General features: G+C 55.3%; 13 protein-coding genes. 3 read left to right on the forward strand and 10 right to left on the reverse strand.

Annotated elements, in window-relative coordinates; all coding sequences use genetic code 11:
• Positions 1–339 precede the first annotated feature (339 nt).
• A complete protein-coding gene (locus A6A26_RS18375; protein WP_063880069.1) occupies positions 340–1,794 on the forward strand; it encodes an AMP nucleosidase in 1,455 nt (484 codons plus the stop codon).
• Positions 1,795–1,877: 83 nt separating this feature from the next.
• On the opposite strand, the gene A6A26_RS18380 is transcribed toward A6A26_RS18375, so the two are convergent.
• Entirely contained in the window at positions 1,878–2,501 is a 624-nt protein-coding gene (locus A6A26_RS18380) for a hypothetical protein (protein ID WP_253851906.1), read from the reverse strand.
• A gap of 402 nt (positions 2,502–2,903) precedes the next feature.
• On the reverse strand, positions 2,904–4,202 hold the full coding sequence (locus A6A26_RS18385) for an NCS2 family permease (RefSeq protein ID WP_216639866.1): 1,299 nt from the start codon (positions 4,200–4,202) through the stop codon (positions 2,904–2,906).
• 447 nt (positions 4,203–4,649) lie between these two features.
• Between A6A26_RS18385 and A6A26_RS18390 the strand changes: the two genes are divergently transcribed.
• On the forward strand, positions 4,650–5,393 hold the full coding sequence (locus A6A26_RS18390; RefSeq protein ID WP_063880072.1) for a response regulator: 744 nt from the start codon (positions 4,650–4,652) through the stop codon (positions 5,391–5,393).
• Here the strand turns inward: A6A26_RS18390 and A6A26_RS18395 are convergent.
• The 6 genes from A6A26_RS18395 to A6A26_RS18420 all read right to left on the reverse strand — a co-directional run bounded on the left by A6A26_RS18395 (position 5,330) and on the right by A6A26_RS18420 (position 11,498).
• Positions 5,330–6,382 (reverse strand): carbohydrate kinase family protein, encoded by a 1,053-nt coding sequence (locus tag A6A26_RS18395; protein ID WP_063880073.1) that lies wholly within the window; start codon positions 6,380–6,382, stop codon positions 5,330–5,332. The two genes, A6A26_RS18390 and A6A26_RS18395, sit on opposite strands and share 64 nt — an antisense overlap.
• Positions 6,383–7,243, reverse strand: a complete 861-nt coding sequence (locus tag A6A26_RS18400; protein ID WP_063880074.1) for a ketose 1,6-bisphosphate aldolase — start codon at positions 7,241–7,243, stop codon at positions 6,383–6,385.
• The gene (locus A6A26_RS18405) at positions 7,243–7,935 is read right to left on the reverse strand and encodes a D-lyxose/D-mannose isomerase (protein WP_063880075.1); all 693 of its coding nucleotides are present in this window, start codon (positions 7,933–7,935) and stop codon (positions 7,243–7,245) included. The genes A6A26_RS18400 and A6A26_RS18405 overlap by 1 nt, the downstream gene beginning before the upstream one ends.
• Before the next feature lie 47 nt (positions 7,936–7,982).
• Complete coding sequence (locus A6A26_RS18410) at positions 7,983–8,921, reverse strand: ABC transporter substrate-binding protein (RefSeq protein ID WP_063880076.1); 939 nt, start codon at positions 8,919–8,921, stop codon at positions 7,983–7,985.
• A 71-nt stretch (positions 8,922–8,992) separates the two neighbouring features.
• Positions 8,993–9,973: an ABC transporter permease subunit gene (locus A6A26_RS18415; RefSeq protein ID WP_063880077.1), complete on the reverse strand. Its 981-nt coding sequence runs from the start codon at positions 9,971–9,973 to the stop codon at positions 8,993–8,995.
• Between the two features lie 10 nt (positions 9,974–9,983).
• A complete protein-coding gene (locus tag A6A26_RS18420; protein ID WP_063880078.1) occupies positions 9,984–11,498 on the reverse strand; it encodes a sugar ABC transporter ATP-binding protein in 1,515 nt (504 codons plus the stop codon).
• Between the two features lie 144 nt (positions 11,499–11,642).
• Here A6A26_RS18420 and A6A26_RS18425 point away from each other — a divergent pair, with 144 nt between their 5' ends.
• Positions 11,643–14,243 carry an ATP-binding protein gene (locus tag A6A26_RS18425; protein ID WP_063880079.1) on the forward strand — a complete coding sequence of 867 codons (2,601 nt, stop codon included), beginning with the start codon at positions 11,643–11,645 and terminating at the stop codon, positions 14,241–14,243.
• Here the strand turns inward: A6A26_RS18425 and phnE (A6A26_RS18430) are convergent.
• The gene (phnE, locus tag A6A26_RS18430) at positions 14,197–15,081 is read right to left on the reverse strand and encodes a phosphonate ABC transporter, permease protein PhnE (protein WP_063880080.1); all 885 of its coding nucleotides are present in this window, start codon (positions 15,079–15,081) and stop codon (positions 14,197–14,199) included. The two genes, A6A26_RS18425 and phnE (A6A26_RS18430), sit on opposite strands and share 47 nt — an antisense overlap.
• A gap of 2 nt (positions 15,082–15,083) precedes the next feature.
• On the reverse strand, positions 15,084–15,938 hold the full coding sequence (phnE, locus tag A6A26_RS18435) for a phosphonate ABC transporter, permease protein PhnE (protein ID WP_063880081.1): 855 nt from the start codon (positions 15,936–15,938) through the stop codon (positions 15,084–15,086).
• Between the last annotated feature and the right edge of the window lie 43 nt (positions 15,939–15,981).

Genomic DNA, 15,981 nt, shown 5'->3' on the forward strand with positions numbered 1-15,981 from the left:
AACTCTAATGATGGTAGCCTGCGGGCAAATATGCAAAACGTTTTGCATTCCTGTTAAATCATGGTTACACACTTTTTTTATCTCTGCCTCCCACCCATTTAAATCGCCGCGTTGTCGCATCCGGCACGCAATAATCCCTGGAAGAATGCCTTTTCTGTGCGGATAACCTGATGTAATGGTCGGGTTTATCTGCATTTTCACTTACCCCATCGCGCCAGCGTTAAGCCTCGCCTATAACTCGCAGCAGTAAAATGCGCGCGATCATAGATTCTTCACCAAATCCTTCGTTAAACCCGCTAAGCTGAAGGAAATTGTCGTAAGCATGTGAAAGGAGAAGTTATGCCCGCCCAACGGAAAAATCTTACACGCGAGCAGGCGCTTGATACGCTTGAGCAGATGTATGACGATGCAGTGAATGCCCTGCGCGCGTCGATAAAAGCCTACACGGAAGAAGGATCGTTACCTGATCCCGTTGCCCGGTCGCAAGGTCTGTTTGTTTATCCTGAATTACGTATTACATGGCAGGGCGATGGCCCTCAGCAGAATCGTACCCGCGCCTGGGGACGTTTTACTCACACAGGCAGTTACAGCACTACGATTACGCGCCCGGCTTTGCTGCGCCATTACATTTCTGAGCAGCTTGCTATGCTGGAAAAAGAGTATGAGGTAGAAATCGACGTCGGTCCTTCGCGTCAGGAAATCCCTTATCCTTACGTCATTGACGGTTCTGACCTGTCGCTGGACCGCACCATGAGCGCCGGTATTGCCCGCCATTTTCCCACCACCGAGCTGTCGCAGATTGGTGATGAAACGGCAGACGGTTTATTTCATGCCGATGCCACCTTCCCTCTTTCTCACTTCGATGCGCTGCGCACTGACTTTTCACTCGCCCGCCTGCGCCATTATACCGGCACCGCCGTTGAGCATTTTCAGCCGTTTGTACTGTTCACCAACTACACGCGCTATGTAGACGAATTCGTTCGCTGGGCCATTGAGCAGGTTCGCGATCCTTCGACGCCTTTTGACAGTCTTGTCTGCGCAGGTGATGTCGTTCTGACAGCCAGTACGGAAGACAACGAAGCGATGCTGTCTGATTTAGCGTGGAAGAAGCATCAGATGCCCGCCTGGCACCTGACCTCACCCAACCGCCGGGGCATTACCCTGATTAATATCGGCGTCGGTCCGTCCAATGCCAAAACCATCTGCGATCATCTGGCCGTTATTCGTCCCCATGCCTGGCTGATGATTGGGCACTGTGGTGGCCTGCGTGAAAGCCAGCGTATCGGTGACTATGTGCTGGCGCACGCTTATCTGCGTGATGACCATGTGCTTGACAGCGTGTTGCCACCCGATATCCCGATTCCAAGCATCGCTGAGGTTCAGCGGGCGTTGTATGACGCAACCAAATCGGTCAGCGGTATGCCGGGCGAAGAGGTCAAAGAACGCCTGCGCACCGGAACCGTTGTAACGACTGACGATCGCAACTGGGAACTGCGCTATTCGGCTTCTGCCCTGCGTTTTAACCTCAGCCGTGCCGTCGCCGTCGATATGGAAAGTGCGACGATTGCCGCGCAGGGTTATCGCTTCCGGGTGCCTTATGGCACATTACTCTGTGTTTCAGATAAGCCGCTGCATGGCGAGATCAAGCTGCCCGGTCAGGCAAACCGCTTCTACGATGGTGCGATTTCAGAACATCTGCAGATTGGTATTCGTGCCGTGGAATTATTGCGGGCTGAAGGTGATAAGCTGCATTCACGTAAGTTACGCACGTTTAACGAACCACCGTTCCGTTAAACGATAAAAGATGAAAAAGACGGTATTAAGTGTGAATGCATTTCACATTAATGCCGTCTCTACATTGAATACGTTATGCTGATTCAGGCTGCGTTTAATACGGCAGTGTTGATGAACCAGGCAAATACAGCAAGGATAGCCGGGACCATTAACGTCCAGATTAGACGGTTATTCAGGCTTTCAAATTTTAAATCCAGTTTATCGAATCTTTCGTCAATCTTGTCGAATCGATGATCCATGGCATCAAGTCGCCTGTCGATGCCATCAAGTCTGATATCAATGCCATTAAGCCTGAAATCAATGCCGTCAAGACGTGCTTCAATACCGTTAAATCTCACATCAATAGCGTCGAATTTTTTGTAAACATCATCAAACTTCGCATTTATCGCGCTGAACTGGATATCGATAAGATTAAATCGATGAGCAAAGTTGAATAATATGCCATCGATTTCAGTCAGCTTGCTCTCAATGCTGACCAGCCTGCCGTCAACATCGGCAAACCTGATGCTAAAATGTTCAACTTTATCTTCCAGTTGAGTAAATCGCTGACGTATTTCAACATGAAACACAGTCTGCTCCGAGCGCAGACGCTCAAGATCGGCTTTGGTCGCAAACGCCATGGCGCGCCCACTAAAAAGCGCCAGATCGATTTTTATTTGATGATTGTCGGCTTCAAGTCGCTCAAAGCGCATCTCAAAATTTTCCATTTTTCTGCCTCCTGTCCAGCGATGACTGAGGGTCAAATGCGGATTACCGCGATTCCGTTTTCCATACAGATTGCCCATTATTTTTTCCTGACAGGCGGATTAACTCAATCCATTAATGTAAGTTCCAACCTGCTTCACTGTTATTGAAGCAAAGTCTCGCGCAATAAACATTACCTGATTGAATAAAAAGGAAAAATAAAAAGAGAGTCAACTCGTTCCTTTATTCGCAATGTTTAATCAAAGGATAAAAGGACAGCGGCGTGAAGAAAAGGTAGTTCAGAGAGGATCTGGAAGGGAGCGCACAAGGATTGAAGATAACCGTGAATAACCGTCACCCGTTAATTTGGCATGCCGCATTAAAACCGTTACAGCATATTCAATATACTGTAACGGTCTGATTAATTAGGCACTCAGCCAGCCAAGTTTAATGACAAATAAGATAGAAAGAATAATCAGTGCAACATTAATCTCTTTAGTGCGCCCGCTGAGTAACTTAACCACGGTCCAGGTGATAAAGCCAAACGCGATACCGTTGGCAATAGAATACGTCAGCGGCATCGTCAGTGCGGTTACCGTCACAGGGGCGGCAGTCGTGATATCTTTCCAGTCAATTTCAGCCAACCCGGACGTCATCAAAACAGCGACAAACAGTAACGCCGGTGCGGTGGCATAAACCGGTACGCTTGACGCGAGGGGAGAAAAGAACAGCGCAAGCAGGAAAAGAACGGCAACCACCACAGCCGTCAGACCGGTACGTCCGCCTGCGCTGACGCCAGCGGCAGACTCGACATAGCTGGTGGTGGTAGATGTCCCCAGCAGAGAACCAAACAGCGCGGCAGCACTGTCTGCAACCAGCGCGCGCCCCATCTTAGGCACGTTGCCCTGCTCGTCAGCCAGCCCGGCACGTTTGGTCACGCCCAGCAGTGTGCCGGTGTTATCAAACACATCGACAAACAAGAAAGCAAAAATCACGCTAATTAAGCCGACGTTAAAGGCTCCGGCAATATCCAACTGCATAAAGGTTGGCGCGATTGAAGGCGGTGCAGAAAACACACCACCAAATTTGGTCAGGCCGATCCCCATGGAAATAAAGGTAATGAGCAAAATGCCAATTAATACGGCCCCTGTGACGCGACGTGCTTCCAGGACGACGATGATGATAAAACCTAACATCGCCAGCAGCGGTCCCGGCTTGGTCAGATCGCCAATCCCCACCAGCGTGGCCGGGTTATCCACCACGATTCCGGCACCTTCCAGCGCGATAATCGCCAGGAAAAGCCCGATCCCGGCGGCAATACCTGCGCGCAGCGGCAGCGGGATGCTGTTAATAATCCATTCGCGAATCTTAAATATGGATAAGGCAAAGAAGATCACGGCGGACAGGAACACCGCACCTAATGCAATCTGCCAGCTATAGCCCATGTGCAAGACAACGGTATAGGTGAAAAAGGCATTCAGCCCCATTCCCGGTGCCAGCGCAATCGGGTAGTTGGCAATCAGCCCCATTAATACAGAACCAATCGCAGCTGCCAGACAGGTCGCGACAAAAACGGCACCTTTATCCATGCCGGTTGCGCCCAGAATACTGGGGTTAACAAACAGAATGTAGGCCATCGCCAGGAAGGTGGTAATTCCTGCGATGATTTCAGTGCGTACGGTTGTGTTGTGCGCTTTTAATTTAAATAGTTTTTCTAACATCATTATCTCTCGATGATAGAGACGTCACTTAGGTGCGCGCTCTCTTGCCAAAGTTATGGTCATGCTGTTTGTTGTGATACTGAGGGATCGCCAGTGCTGTCGCATGCCAGCCCGGCCACCCGAAATACTGTTTTCGCTTTCCTTAGTCACGTGAGCAATTGCAAAGGCTTAAGCAATTGCTGTGCCAGCCTGGCACGCAATCGATTACCTGGGTGAGCGCAAGCGAGCCTTAAGATAATTCTGAACCGAATCAGGGCGCGATTATGGTGCATTGCCCCCTAACAGCGCAATCGTTTTCCTGCACGGTTCACTCTCCGGGAAATTCTGCGCTTACGCACGGTTTAGCACCTTGCCAGGCGACGCTGGTCACGTTTCAGCAGCATCAACCTGCAGACAGTATTGGAATGTGTACACTCGCATTTAACCCTTCAGTAACATTGAGGTCACACGATGAAGCCAGCAATTCTGGTGGTGGATGACGATCATGCTGTCTGCGATCTGTTGCAGGACGCACTCAGTGAACATGGTTTGTTGGTTTATCGCTGTCATCAGGGAAAAGATGCCCTCGCGATGGTGCGCGAACGCCCGGAAATTTCACTGGTGATGCTGGACATGATGTTGCCCGACACCAATGGATTGCTGGTTCTGCAGCAGTTGCAGCGTCAGCGGCCGGACATTCTGGTGATTATGCTGACCGGGATGGGATCGGAAGCGGAGATGGTGGTGGGCCTGGAGATGGGAGCGGATGATTATATCGCCAAGCCCTTCAACCCCCGCGTCGTCGTTGCGCGGGCGCGCGCTGCACTCAGGCGTAGCGGGCGCGTCGTGACGCCGGAAGGCGACCATGAAGGATGGCGTTTTAATGGCTGGCTGCTTGATGAGGCGCGCTGCCAGTTACTGAATCCGCAGCGTGAAACCGTGACCTTAACCCAGGGTGAATACACCTTGCTGCGCGCCATGGTACGACATGCGCGCAAGGTCCTGACGCGCGATCAGTTACTGGAACTCACTCATAGCGAAAACATGGATGTGTTTGACCGTACTATCGATGTTCTGATTATGCGGCTGCGCCGTAAAATCGAAGTGAACCCGCATCAACCCGGCCTGATCCGCACGATTCGCGGGCTGGGTTATGTTTTTTCAGCGGACGTGGTGAAACCTGAAGGTCTGCGGCTCTCGACGCAAACGGCCTGAGCCATCCACTGCCGCATCTCGGTCAGTGGACGAATGCCATCGATGGCATTCGCCGCGCGTAAGTTAAAGCAGGCACAGGTGTGAGCCAGTTGCAGCGTCGACAGCATGTCATCGCCCTGATGGCTGGCAAACAGCACCCCCGCGCAAAACGCATCGCCGGCTCCTACACTGCCAACAATGTCGTCCGGTGCCAGTTGCCATGCTGGCTGCCAGATGCCCTCGCCGCCCACCTCCTGACCCCATGCACCTTCCGGCGCATGAATAACGACGCGCTGGCGCACGCCCTGCCCGGCCAGCCACTGTGCGGCGTTTGCAAAAGCCGCCGGTGGCTGAATCCCCTGACTGTCACGCAACACAATACCTGACAGCGCCTGTGCTTCCAGTTCGTTAATGATCAGATAATCCAGCCAGCGTAGTGCGGGCAGCACCTGGGGGCGATAATCACCAACACGCGAGGCCAAATCCAGAGAGGTAAAATAGCCACGCTGCTGCATCTGGGCCAGTAAACGGGCGCTGCGCGTACCAAATTCGCTGTCTGCGCCATCCAGCGTTTCAAGCAGCAGTAAATAGCCTAAATGGAAGATGCGCTGTGCGTCATCAACGGCCGCAAAATGGGGCCTGTCCAGCAGGGCGTTCGCGCCGGGTGAAAAGAAAAACGTTCGCTGCCCATCCGGTGCCGTCATCACCTGCGTCATCGCGGTGGGCTTATGACTGGTACGCTGCACCCAGCGATGATCGATCTGCGCCTCCTGCATCATGGTCAGCAGATAGTCACCGTCGGCGTCATTCCCTAACAGGCCGATCGCCACCAGCGGAAGCTGACAGTGCATGCGCGACAGGGTAAGCAGGACGTTAAGCGGCGCGCCACCTGCCGCCTTTTCGCTATGCTGCACCTCCGCCAGCCAGCCCTGCTCCGGCCAGTGACTAATGCGGTGGACGTAATCCACCAGCATCACGCCAGCGGCCAGAATGCCGCGCCGCGCGCTCATCTATGCCTGCCCTACGCTGCCGAAAATCTTCATTTGCTGCATGACCGTCTCACAAATGGCTTTTTCTACCGCCATGAGCAGTTCAGCAAACTCGTCATAACGCGTATTGCGTGATGCCAGACTGCGCTCTACCGCGTCGAGTGCCGCCTGGGACATGCCGGTATAAAAGTTAATTTTATGAATACCGAGCGAGATAGCCCGGCGGAAATCCGCATCGCTGATGCCCGATCCACCGTGCAGCACCAGCGGCACGCCGGTTTGCTGACGGATGGCGGCCAGCCGGTCAAAATCAAGTTTGGGTTCGCCTTTGTATTTGCCGTGGGCATTCCCAATGGCGACCGCCAGCGTATCGATGCCGGTTTCATGGACAAATTCGGCGGCCAGGCGCGGATCGGTGAATTTTTCGCTATCGGCCTCCCCAAAGAGCGCGCCACCTTCATCTCCCCCTACCGCACCCAGCTCCGCTTCAACCGACACGCCCACGGCATGTGCCGCCCTGACAACCTCGCGGGTCTGGCGAATGTTTTCGTCATAACTCAGGGTCGAACCGTCGAACATTACCGAGGTAAAGCCCAGGCGGATGGCCTGCATCACCGCTTCGAAGTGCAAACCGTGATCCAGATTGAGCACCACCGGAATAGCGTGCTTCGCGGCTTCAAACTTTATCGCCTCAACGATCTGGTCGAGGGTGACGTATTTAAAATGCACTTCTGCAATGTTGATAATAAAAGGTGAGCGTTGCTGCCCGGCAGCCGCAAACAGCGCGCGCAGAAAATGGCTGTCCAGAACATTAAACGCGCCCAGTGCGTACCCATTTTGCTGTGCATGAGCCAGCCCTTGTGCCAGAGAGATCAATGCCATTATTCACTCCTCAGATTGAGCCAATGGGAATAGTCGTTGCAGAGCAGCCGGTGCGGCTCCTGATCCTCATCGAGGGCGTTAAAGCGTGCCAGCGGCGTCAGAAACACGTTGTCGTTATCGTCATCGTTAGGCATCGAGACTTCCCCGACCAGCACATCGCCAAAGCCGTTTTCGCCCCAGAAACTGTGCCAGACACCGGCTATCAGAGTGACGCTTTCGCCAGGTGACAGCCGGAGCTGTGACCCTGCAGCATGGGTTTGCCTGATGCCATCCAGCGACACCGTGACCGGCGTGCTCGCTTTTTCATTGCCTTCACGGTTGTAAAGCTCGACGATCAGATTGCCGCCACCGCGATTAATAATGTCTTCCATTTTTCGTGGATGGTAATGCATCGGCGTCACCTGACCTTCACGCACATGCATCACTTTTTCAGCATAGGGTTTGTGCCAGGGCTTTCCGCCCGGTGAGCCATTGCGCAGGGTGAAGAGCGTCAGGCCGGTTTGCAGAAAATCATCGGCGCCAAAGCTGGTGAGGTCCCAGCCCAGACGTAACGCCACAATTTCATCCATATCACACTGCTGCTGACGCCACTGACGGATATCGTAATCCGCCCAGGGCGGCAGATGGACATCCTGACGCGTAAAAAAGTCTCGCGTGTTTTGCAAAAACACATTCACTTCGGAGCGTTGCATCCTCAGCTCTCCCGTTAAAGCGGCACCCTGAGGTGCCGCGCGCCGGTTTATTTCACTGTCCAGCCCTTGTAGCTGCTGACGTTATTACGATCGATTAACTTCACCGGGATCAGTACCGGTTTATCCGGGGCCGGTTTGCCCTGAAGAATGTCGTAACCGATCTCCACGGCTTTGGCTGCCATCACCTGCGGGTCCTGTGCTGGCGTGGCGGCAAACAGCGAGTTTTTACGCTTCAGCGCTTCCTCGCCGTCCGGCGAACCATCCACGCCGACAATAAAGAACTCTTTGCGCTGCGCCTGTTTTGCAGCTAAGTCTGCGCCGATAGCGGTAGGATCGTTAATGGCAAACACCGCATCGATTTTTGGATTTGCCGACAGCAGGCCGGTCATCACTTCCAGTCCGCCTTCACGGCTGCCTTTGGCGTTCTGGTTAGAGGAAAGCAGCTTGATGTCCGGATGGCGTTTCAGCTCGGTCATGCAGCCTTCGACGCGGTTCTGTACTGCCGAAACAGGCGGTCCGTTAATAATCACCACGTTGCCTTTCTCTTTCAGGCGATCGGCGATGTATTTACAGGCCATTTCACCGGCCTGGGTGTTATCGGACGTGATGGTGGCGTTAGCACCATCTGCGGCCACGTCCACCGCGACCACGACAATACCGGCGTCACGTGCGCGCTTAACGGCGGGAGCAATCCCTTTTGAATCGGCGGCATTCAGGATAATCATGTCCACTTTGGCAGCAATAAAGTTGTCAATCTGACCGACCTGCTGTCCGAGATCGTAGCCGCTCGAGACCAGCGTGACCTTAACGTTGTCGCCGGCCAGCTGACGCGCCTTCATCTCTGCACCTTTAGTGATCTGCACAAAGAATGGGTTAGCCAGATCGCCTACGGTTACACCAATAGATTTCAGTTCTTTTGCCTGAGCCACACCGGCGCTGAACAGCGTTGCCGCCAGCAGCCCAGTTACAATCGGATTAAAACGCATAGATCTTCTCCTGCTGTTATTTATCTGCCAACTGCTGAATGGCGCTTTGTTTGCTCTGCGCATGTGGCCTGTCAGCCCACATGATGACGAGTTCGATATTTGTCGATCAGCACGGCAATAATGATCACCGCCCCTTTAATCACCAACTGCCAGAAATAGGAAACGCCCATTAATGTCATGCCGTTGTTCAGCGTGGCGATAATCAGCGCCCCAATCAGCGTACCGGTAATGGTGCCGATGCCACCGACGAAACTGGTGCCGCCTAAAATGACCGCTGCGATGGCGTCCAGCTCATAGCCCACGCCAAGGTTGCCGTTGGCGCTGTAAAGACGCGACGCACTCATCAGCCCGCCCAGCCCGGACAGCAACCCGCTCATGCCGTAGACAAATACCAGCACCATGCCCACTTTGATGCCCGTCAGTCGGGCCGCCTGGATGTTGCCGCCCACCGCGTAGATATGCACTCCCAGCGTGGTGCGGCGCAAAATAAACCAGCAGATGGCGATGACGGCAAAAGCGATGACGATGAGCCACGGCACCGGCCCAAGATAGCCGTTGCCTATCCACTCAAAATTAATATCGGAATTGATAACCGTGGTGCCGTTGGCCAGCAGATAGGCTGCGCCGCGCAGAGCGGTATAGGTGCCGAGCGTGACGATAAACGGCGGCAGTCCGGCCCAGGCCACCAGAATGCCGTTAAACAATCCCATGACCAGCCCGGCCCCCAGCGCCATTGGGATCGTCAGTGATGCCAGCATCGGGTCCAGCGAGGTCAGCAGCGCCACCACCGCCGTGGTGCCCAGCATCGATCCCACGGACAGATCGATACCGCCCGTCAGAATGACAAAGGTCATTCCTGCCGCCAGCACAATATTGATAGAAGCCTGGCGCGTAATGTTCAGTAAATTGGCTTCGGTAAAGAAGTTAGGAGTAACAAAACCGAAGACCGCGACGATTAAAATCAAAATCGGTAAAATGCCCACCGTCTGCATGATGTCGCCCATCAGAGCGCGCTTGATCGTCGGTGGGTTAACAGGTGCCGTTTGTGTCATTGTTTTATCCTCATACTTCAAGCGGTGATGCGCTGTGCGCACCGGTTGCCAGCGTCATGATGTTTTCCTGACTGATCCGGTCGCCTGCCAGCTCGCCGGCGATGGCCCCTTCATGCATCACATAAACCCGGTCGCTCATGCCGACGACCTCCGGTAATTCACTGGAGATCATGAGAATGGCCACGCCCTGTCGCGCCATGTCCTGCATCATGCGGTAAATTTCGCTTTTCGCGCCGACGTCGACGCCGCGCGTCGGCTCGTCCAGAATCAGAATGCGGGGACCGATGGCGATCCAGCGAGAGATCAACAGCTTTTGCTGATTGCCCCCTGATAAACCGCCAGCGCGTACCAGCGCATGGGGCACACGAATATTGAGAGACGAAATGGCCTCACTGGCGATTTTTCGGGATTTGCGACGGTTAAGCATGCCGTAGCTGGCATCACGCTCCAGGGTAGCCATCACGATATTTTCCTGCGCGGCCATCTCCAGAAACAGCCCCTGCTCTTTACGGTTCTCGGTAAGAAAACCAATGCCGTGCGCAATCGCCTCACGCGGGGAGTGAATCGCCACCTTCTGACCATCGATCCAGATCTCACCCTGTTTAAGCCGGTGCACGCCAAAGATCAGCTGTGCCAGTTCACTGCGTCCGGCCCCCACCAGTCCGGCCAGGCCGACGATTTCGCCCGCACGAACCTCCAGGCTACAGGGATGAACTTTGCCGCCGTCGGACAGGTGGTTGATCGCCAGGCGAACGGCACCGCGCGGAATCGTGCGGTCTTTGTTAAACAGGTCACTGAGTGGACGCCCCACCATCATGCGCACCAGCTCACTGGCATTGAGGTTGTCACGCGTCAGGCTGCCCACGTACTGCCCGTCGCGCAGCACGCTGACCCGATCTGACAGTTCATAGACTTCAGCCATGCGGTGGCTGATATAAATAATCGCCATGCCTTCGCTGCGCAGACGTTTGATGAGGGCAAACAGTTGTTCGGTTTCGCGATTCGACAGGGCGGCGGTAGGCTCATCCATCACCAGAATCCGGCTGTTACGGTGCAAAGCGCGCGCAATTTCAACCTGCTGCTGCTCGGCAATACTCAAGCGGCTGACTTTGTCAGTGGCGCTGAACTGTGCGCCCAACCGGTTGATCACCTGTTGCGCCTCGTCCGCCATCTGGTGGCGCTTCACCATGCCTGCCCGGGTAATTTCACTGCCGAGAAAGATGTTTTCGGCCACGGTAAGATTGGGGGCCAGGTTGATTTCCTGATAGATCAGCGTGATGCCAGCAGCTAACGCCTCTTTGGGACCTTTCAACTGCCAGGGCTTGCCATCAATTAACACCTCGCCACTGCTGGCCGTATAGGCACCCGCCAGTATCTTCATCAGGGTGCTTTTACCCGCGCCATTTTCGCCCATGAGCGCATGCACCTCACCGGGATACACGGTGAGATCCACCCCTTTTAACGCGTAAAAATTACCAAAGCGTCGGGTGATCTCGCGCATTTCGAGTATCGGCTTTGCTGTCATCTACCCGCTCCTGCTGGTTATGAATAGCAGCGAGTTAAGCAGGGCCAGATAAATAGAAAATGTCAGAGGTCATTCATATTTGTCATATTCCGCCTTGTGCTCGCTCCTATACTCGGCTCATCGTCGCACGGTCGGAGAGTCATTATGCAACGCAGTTCACCGTGGCAAGTCGGGGCGCGCGGTCGCCTGTTGCTGTCTCATTTGTTGGTGGTGTGCGTCACATTAATGGTCAGCGTGGTGGCGGTAACCAGCTTTCGTCATGCGGGCACCATCCAGGAACAGGCCCAGGCGCAAACCCTGGCCGATATGAACGGCAGCCTTGCCCTGGCGCGGGATACCGCGAACGTCGCCATTACGGCAGTGCGCTTATCCCAGGTGGTCGGTGCGCTTGAATATCAAAGTGAATCGCGACGATTACAGCAGAATCAGCAGGCTTTGCAGCATTCGCTCTTTTTGCTGGCCAACACACCGCTGGCCGCACGTGAGCCTGAGCGCGTGGCTCGCCTCCGGGCGCGCAGCCTGATGCTTGAACAGTCGGTCAGTCTGCTGTTACGCACCGGCCATGAGCGCCATCTGCAGCGCAATATGTTGTTAAGCGGTTTATGGCAGTCGCAACTCCTGCTTGAACGCATTAACGACCTGGCACTGCGGCAGACCGCAGGCGCACCCGACAGGGAGCTGCGACAGCAGACCGGCAGGCTGCTGGATATCGCTATCCGTACCCCTTCGTCAGCCGCGGTGATTGAACAGCTGCAGCAGGTCATGAACACATGGCACAGCGTCACGGCGCAAGGAACGCTGGGTGACAACGTGCAGCAACTGGTGCAGGCCCTGCAAAGCCTGACGCCGCTGTCGGCGGATCTGGAACAGAGCGATCTGGCCATCGCCTACGCCACCTACCGTATCAAAGCGCTGGTGGCCGCGCTGAATGACGACATTACTGCTTACGTACAGCAGGTGGCGCAGCAAACAGAAAGACGCAATATTGCGACACATCACCAACTCGACTCGGTGAGCGGATTTATCATGCTCTCTGCGCTGCTGGCGTTGGCGATCACCGTGTATACCGGCTACTACATTTACCGCAACCTCGGCTCCAGCCTGACCGCCATTGCGGGGGCGATGACCCGGCTGGCGCAGGGAGAACAGAACGTCAGCGTACCAGGATTGCAGCGTCGGGATGAACTGGGTGAGCTGGCGCGCGCGTTTAACGTTTTTGCCCGCAATACCGCCTCTCTGGCGCATACCTCACGTCTGTTAAAAGAGAAAAGCACCCAGCTTGAGTCCACCTTCCTGGCGATGCGCGATGGTTTTGCCCTCTTTGATAACAGCGGGGAATTGGTGGTATGGAATGCGCAGTATCCGCAACTGCTGGGCATCGCCCCGAGAGATTTGCATCGCGGCATGCACTATCAGCAATTGCTGGAGCAGCTTGATGTGCAGTTGCACGATTTAGCGGAACCCCAGGAAGTCAGGCTGGCAGACGGACGGACGCTGGAACTGCGCTTTAGCCCCGTGCCGCGGCGCGGAATGGTGAATACCGTGCTGGAGCGCACCTCGCGTAAGGTGCTGGAAGAAGCGCTGGTGCACAGCCAGAAAATGAAAGCGGTGGGCCAACTGACCGGCGGCATCGCGCATGATTTTAATAATCTGCTGGCCGTCATCATCGGCAGCCTGGCGTTAACCGAAGGGCAGCTTGCGCCCGGCCCTCTTGCCAGCCGGATTGAACGGGCACGCCAGGCGGCGGACAGAGCGGCACTCCTGACCCAGCGGCTGTTGGCTTTTTCGCGCAAACAAACCCTGAATCCCCATGCGGTTTCCGTCGTGTCGTTGATTGAGAATCTACAGGGGCTACTGCAGCACTCGCTGCTGCCCGGTCAGCATTTGATTATCGATGCACAGCGGCCCGGCTGGCCAGCCTGGATAGATGCCAGCCAGTTAGAGAATGCGGTGATGAATCTGGTGGTCAATGCCAGAGATGCCATGGGCGGACAGAGCGGCGAGATTCGCCTGCGCATCTGGAATCAGCGGCGAAGCGAACAGGGTGAAAAACGTGATCGGGTGACGATTGAGGTGATCGATCACGGTTGTGGGATGGCGGATGACGTGCGCGCCCAGGTCTTTGAGCCCTTCTTTACCACCAAGACCACCGGCACCGGAAGCGGGCTGGGGCTGTCGATGGTCTACGGTTTTGTCCGCCAGTCGGGTGGACAGGTAGAGCTGGAAACCGCGCCCGGCCAGGGCACAACGGTACGGCTGTTGCTGCCGCGTGCACCTGATGTCGCGGCGGCACGTCCCATCGTGCCGGCTCCGGCTCAGCCCGATGCCGCCGATGACCGTCTGGTGCTGGTGCTGGATGATGAACCGGCGGTGCGGCAAACCCTGTGTGAGCACCTGCATCAGTTGGGTTATCTGACGCTGGAGTGCGCGACCGGTGAAGAGGCGCTGGCACTTCTGCATCAGACGCCGGATATCGATTTGCTCATCAGTGATTTAATGTTGCCGGGGGAGATAAACGGTGCCGAGGTCATTCGTCAGGCCCAGCAAACCTGGCCGAAACTGGCAACGTTACTGATCAGCGGTCAGGACCTGCGCCACCAGCCGGTCACGCTGCCGCTGTGTGAGCGGCTGGCAAAACCCTGGCAGGAGGCGCAACTGGTACAGGCGCTCCAGCGCGCCTGGCAGCGAAGCGCGCGGCTTAATCGTGCCCGCCCGGCTGCCACAACGGCACCGCTTTCCCAATGATATAGCGCTTACGCAGATGGCTTGAGATCGTATCCATGATCATCACCACCACCACCAGAATCAACGTCAGGAACATCACTACATCCCAGTTCCACAGGCGCATATTTTCAGCATAAACCAGGCCGACACCGCCCGCGCCGACAAAGCCGAGGACCGCCGCTGAGCGGGTATTCGACTCGATCTGATAAAGGCTGAGCGCCAGGAACTGCGGAAAAGACTGGGTGAAGATACCAAAACGGTGCTTCTGTAAGCTGTTCGCGCCCAGTGCCCCCAGCCCCCGGCTGGGTGAACGCTCTACCGCTTCGTGCCCTTCCGAATAGAGCTTACCCAAGAGTCCCACGTCCTGCAGGATAATGGCCAGTACACCGGCCAGTGGCCCCATGCCGACCGCACGCACAAAGATCAGGCCCCAGATGGCCATATCAATCCCGCGCAGCATGTCGAACAGACGACGCATCAGGAAAGCAATGGGCCGGGCTGCCCGGTCATGCATCACATTACGTGCGGCCAGAAAGGATAATGGCAGCGCCAGTAAGGTGGCGGTAAGCGTACCGGCAAATACGATCGCCAGCGTAATCCCTACCTGAGAGAAATAGTAGCCAAAGGGCCAGTTGGCAAAGTCCTGCCAGACAAACATGCGCAGGAAATAGCGCCCCAGTTGCTGACAGCCCATCAGCAGGCGGCCCCATTCAATACCGTACACCATAAAGAAAAAGACGTAATAGAGCACCAGCGCCAGTGCCAGCATAGCCAGACGCCGCAGATAGCGGTTTTGCGCGGCAAAGAGTTGAGGATGTTGCTGCTTCATCGCCATGATATCAGGGGCCAACGTAACCATATTTATTCCTCCACCACACGGCGGCGCAGGCGGCCAGAAACCGTATCCAGTAGCGACACCACAATCAGAATCAACAACAGCGTCATGCTGACCTGATCAAAGCGATCCAGTTTGATGTTGGTCATTAACTCCTGACCGATTCCGCCCGCCCCGACCAGCCCAAGAATGGTCGACGAACGGAAATTCACTTCCAGCCGCATAAAACTGTAGGAAAGAAAGGTAGGTTTGACCTGGGGCCAGAATGCAAAGCGCATACGCTGTAGCTTGCTGGCACCGCAGGCGGCAAGTCCGCGTACCGGCTTATCCGATGCTGATTCAATCGATTCATAAAACAGCTTGGTCAGGCTGCCGATGGTATGTAAAGCCAGCGCCAGAAAACCGGGAATCGCGCCAATCCCAAACGCCATGACAAACATCACCGCCCACGCCAGCTCAGGCATCGTGCGTAAAAACGCCACAAAGGCTCGAATTCCGATGCGCAGGCTGGCGGGCGTTTGCGTGTTGTCGGCGGCAAAAAATGCCAGTACGCCTGCAATGACGACCGCAATCAGCGTGGAGGCCAGCGCCAGCTGTAAGGTTTCCCAAATCAGCGGGAGCTGAATGTTCAGACGATAGCCCCAGTAGGCCAGCGACCCTTCCGTCTTGCCATCGGCAAACAGCAGCGGCAGATGCAAAACGGGGATAATTTCGCGGATGTAATCGAAAAAGTGCGGCAACGATTGCCAGATGGTCACGAGACTGAACTCTGACATATTGGCCGCCGCCAGATAGAGCACCACCAACACCAAAGACCAGATGAGCGAGTCACGCTTCTGTTGGCGGCGGATACGTTGATAATAACGTTCGAAGTCGGTCACGGGAGATGTCTCAGATTGAGGTGTGACAAAGCCATCCTGGAAA

This window comes from Pantoea sp. OXWO6B1, assembly GCF_001641135.1.
In the GTDB taxonomy this organism is placed as follows: Bacteria; Pseudomonadota; Gammaproteobacteria; order Enterobacterales; family Enterobacteriaceae; genus Pantoea; species Pantoea allii.

Coding starts and splice junctions, on each gene's coding strand:
- A6A26_RS18375 (WP_063880069.1), top strand. CDS start 340: ATGCCCGCCCAACGGAAAAATCTTACACGCGAGCAGGCGCTTGATACG.
- A6A26_RS18380 (WP_253851906.1), bottom strand. CDS start 2,501: ATGGAAAATTTTGAGATGCGCTTTGAGCGACTTGAAGCCGACAATCAT.
- A6A26_RS18385 (WP_216639866.1), bottom strand. CDS start 4,202: ATGATGTTAGAAAAACTATTTAAATTAAAAGCGCACAACACAACCGTA.
- A6A26_RS18390 (WP_063880072.1), top strand. CDS start 4,650: ATGAAGCCAGCAATTCTGGTGGTGGATGACGATCATGCTGTCTGCGAT.
- A6A26_RS18395 (WP_063880073.1), bottom strand. CDS start 6,382: ATGAGCGCGCGGCGCGGCATTCTGGCCGCTGGCGTGATGCTGGTGGAT.
- A6A26_RS18400 (WP_063880074.1), bottom strand. CDS start 7,243: ATGGCATTGATCTCTCTGGCACAAGGGCTGGCTCATGCACAGCAAAAT.
- A6A26_RS18405 (WP_063880075.1), bottom strand. CDS start 7,935: ATGCAACGCTCCGAAGTGAATGTGTTTTTGCAAAACACGCGAGACTTT.
- A6A26_RS18410 (WP_063880076.1), bottom strand. CDS start 8,921: ATGCGTTTTAATCCGATTGTAACTGGGCTGCTGGCGGCAACGCTGTTC.
- A6A26_RS18415 (WP_063880077.1), bottom strand. CDS start 9,973: ATGACACAAACGGCACCTGTTAACCCACCGACGATCAAGCGCGCTCTG.
- A6A26_RS18420 (WP_063880078.1), bottom strand. CDS start 11,498: ATGACAGCAAAGCCGATACTCGAAATGCGCGAGATCACCCGACGCTTT.
- A6A26_RS18425 (WP_063880079.1), top strand. CDS start 11,643: ATGCAACGCAGTTCACCGTGGCAAGTCGGGGCGCGCGGTCGCCTGTTG.
- phnE (WP_063880080.1), bottom strand. CDS start 15,081: ATGGTTACGTTGGCCCCTGATATCATGGCGATGAAGCAGCAACATCCT.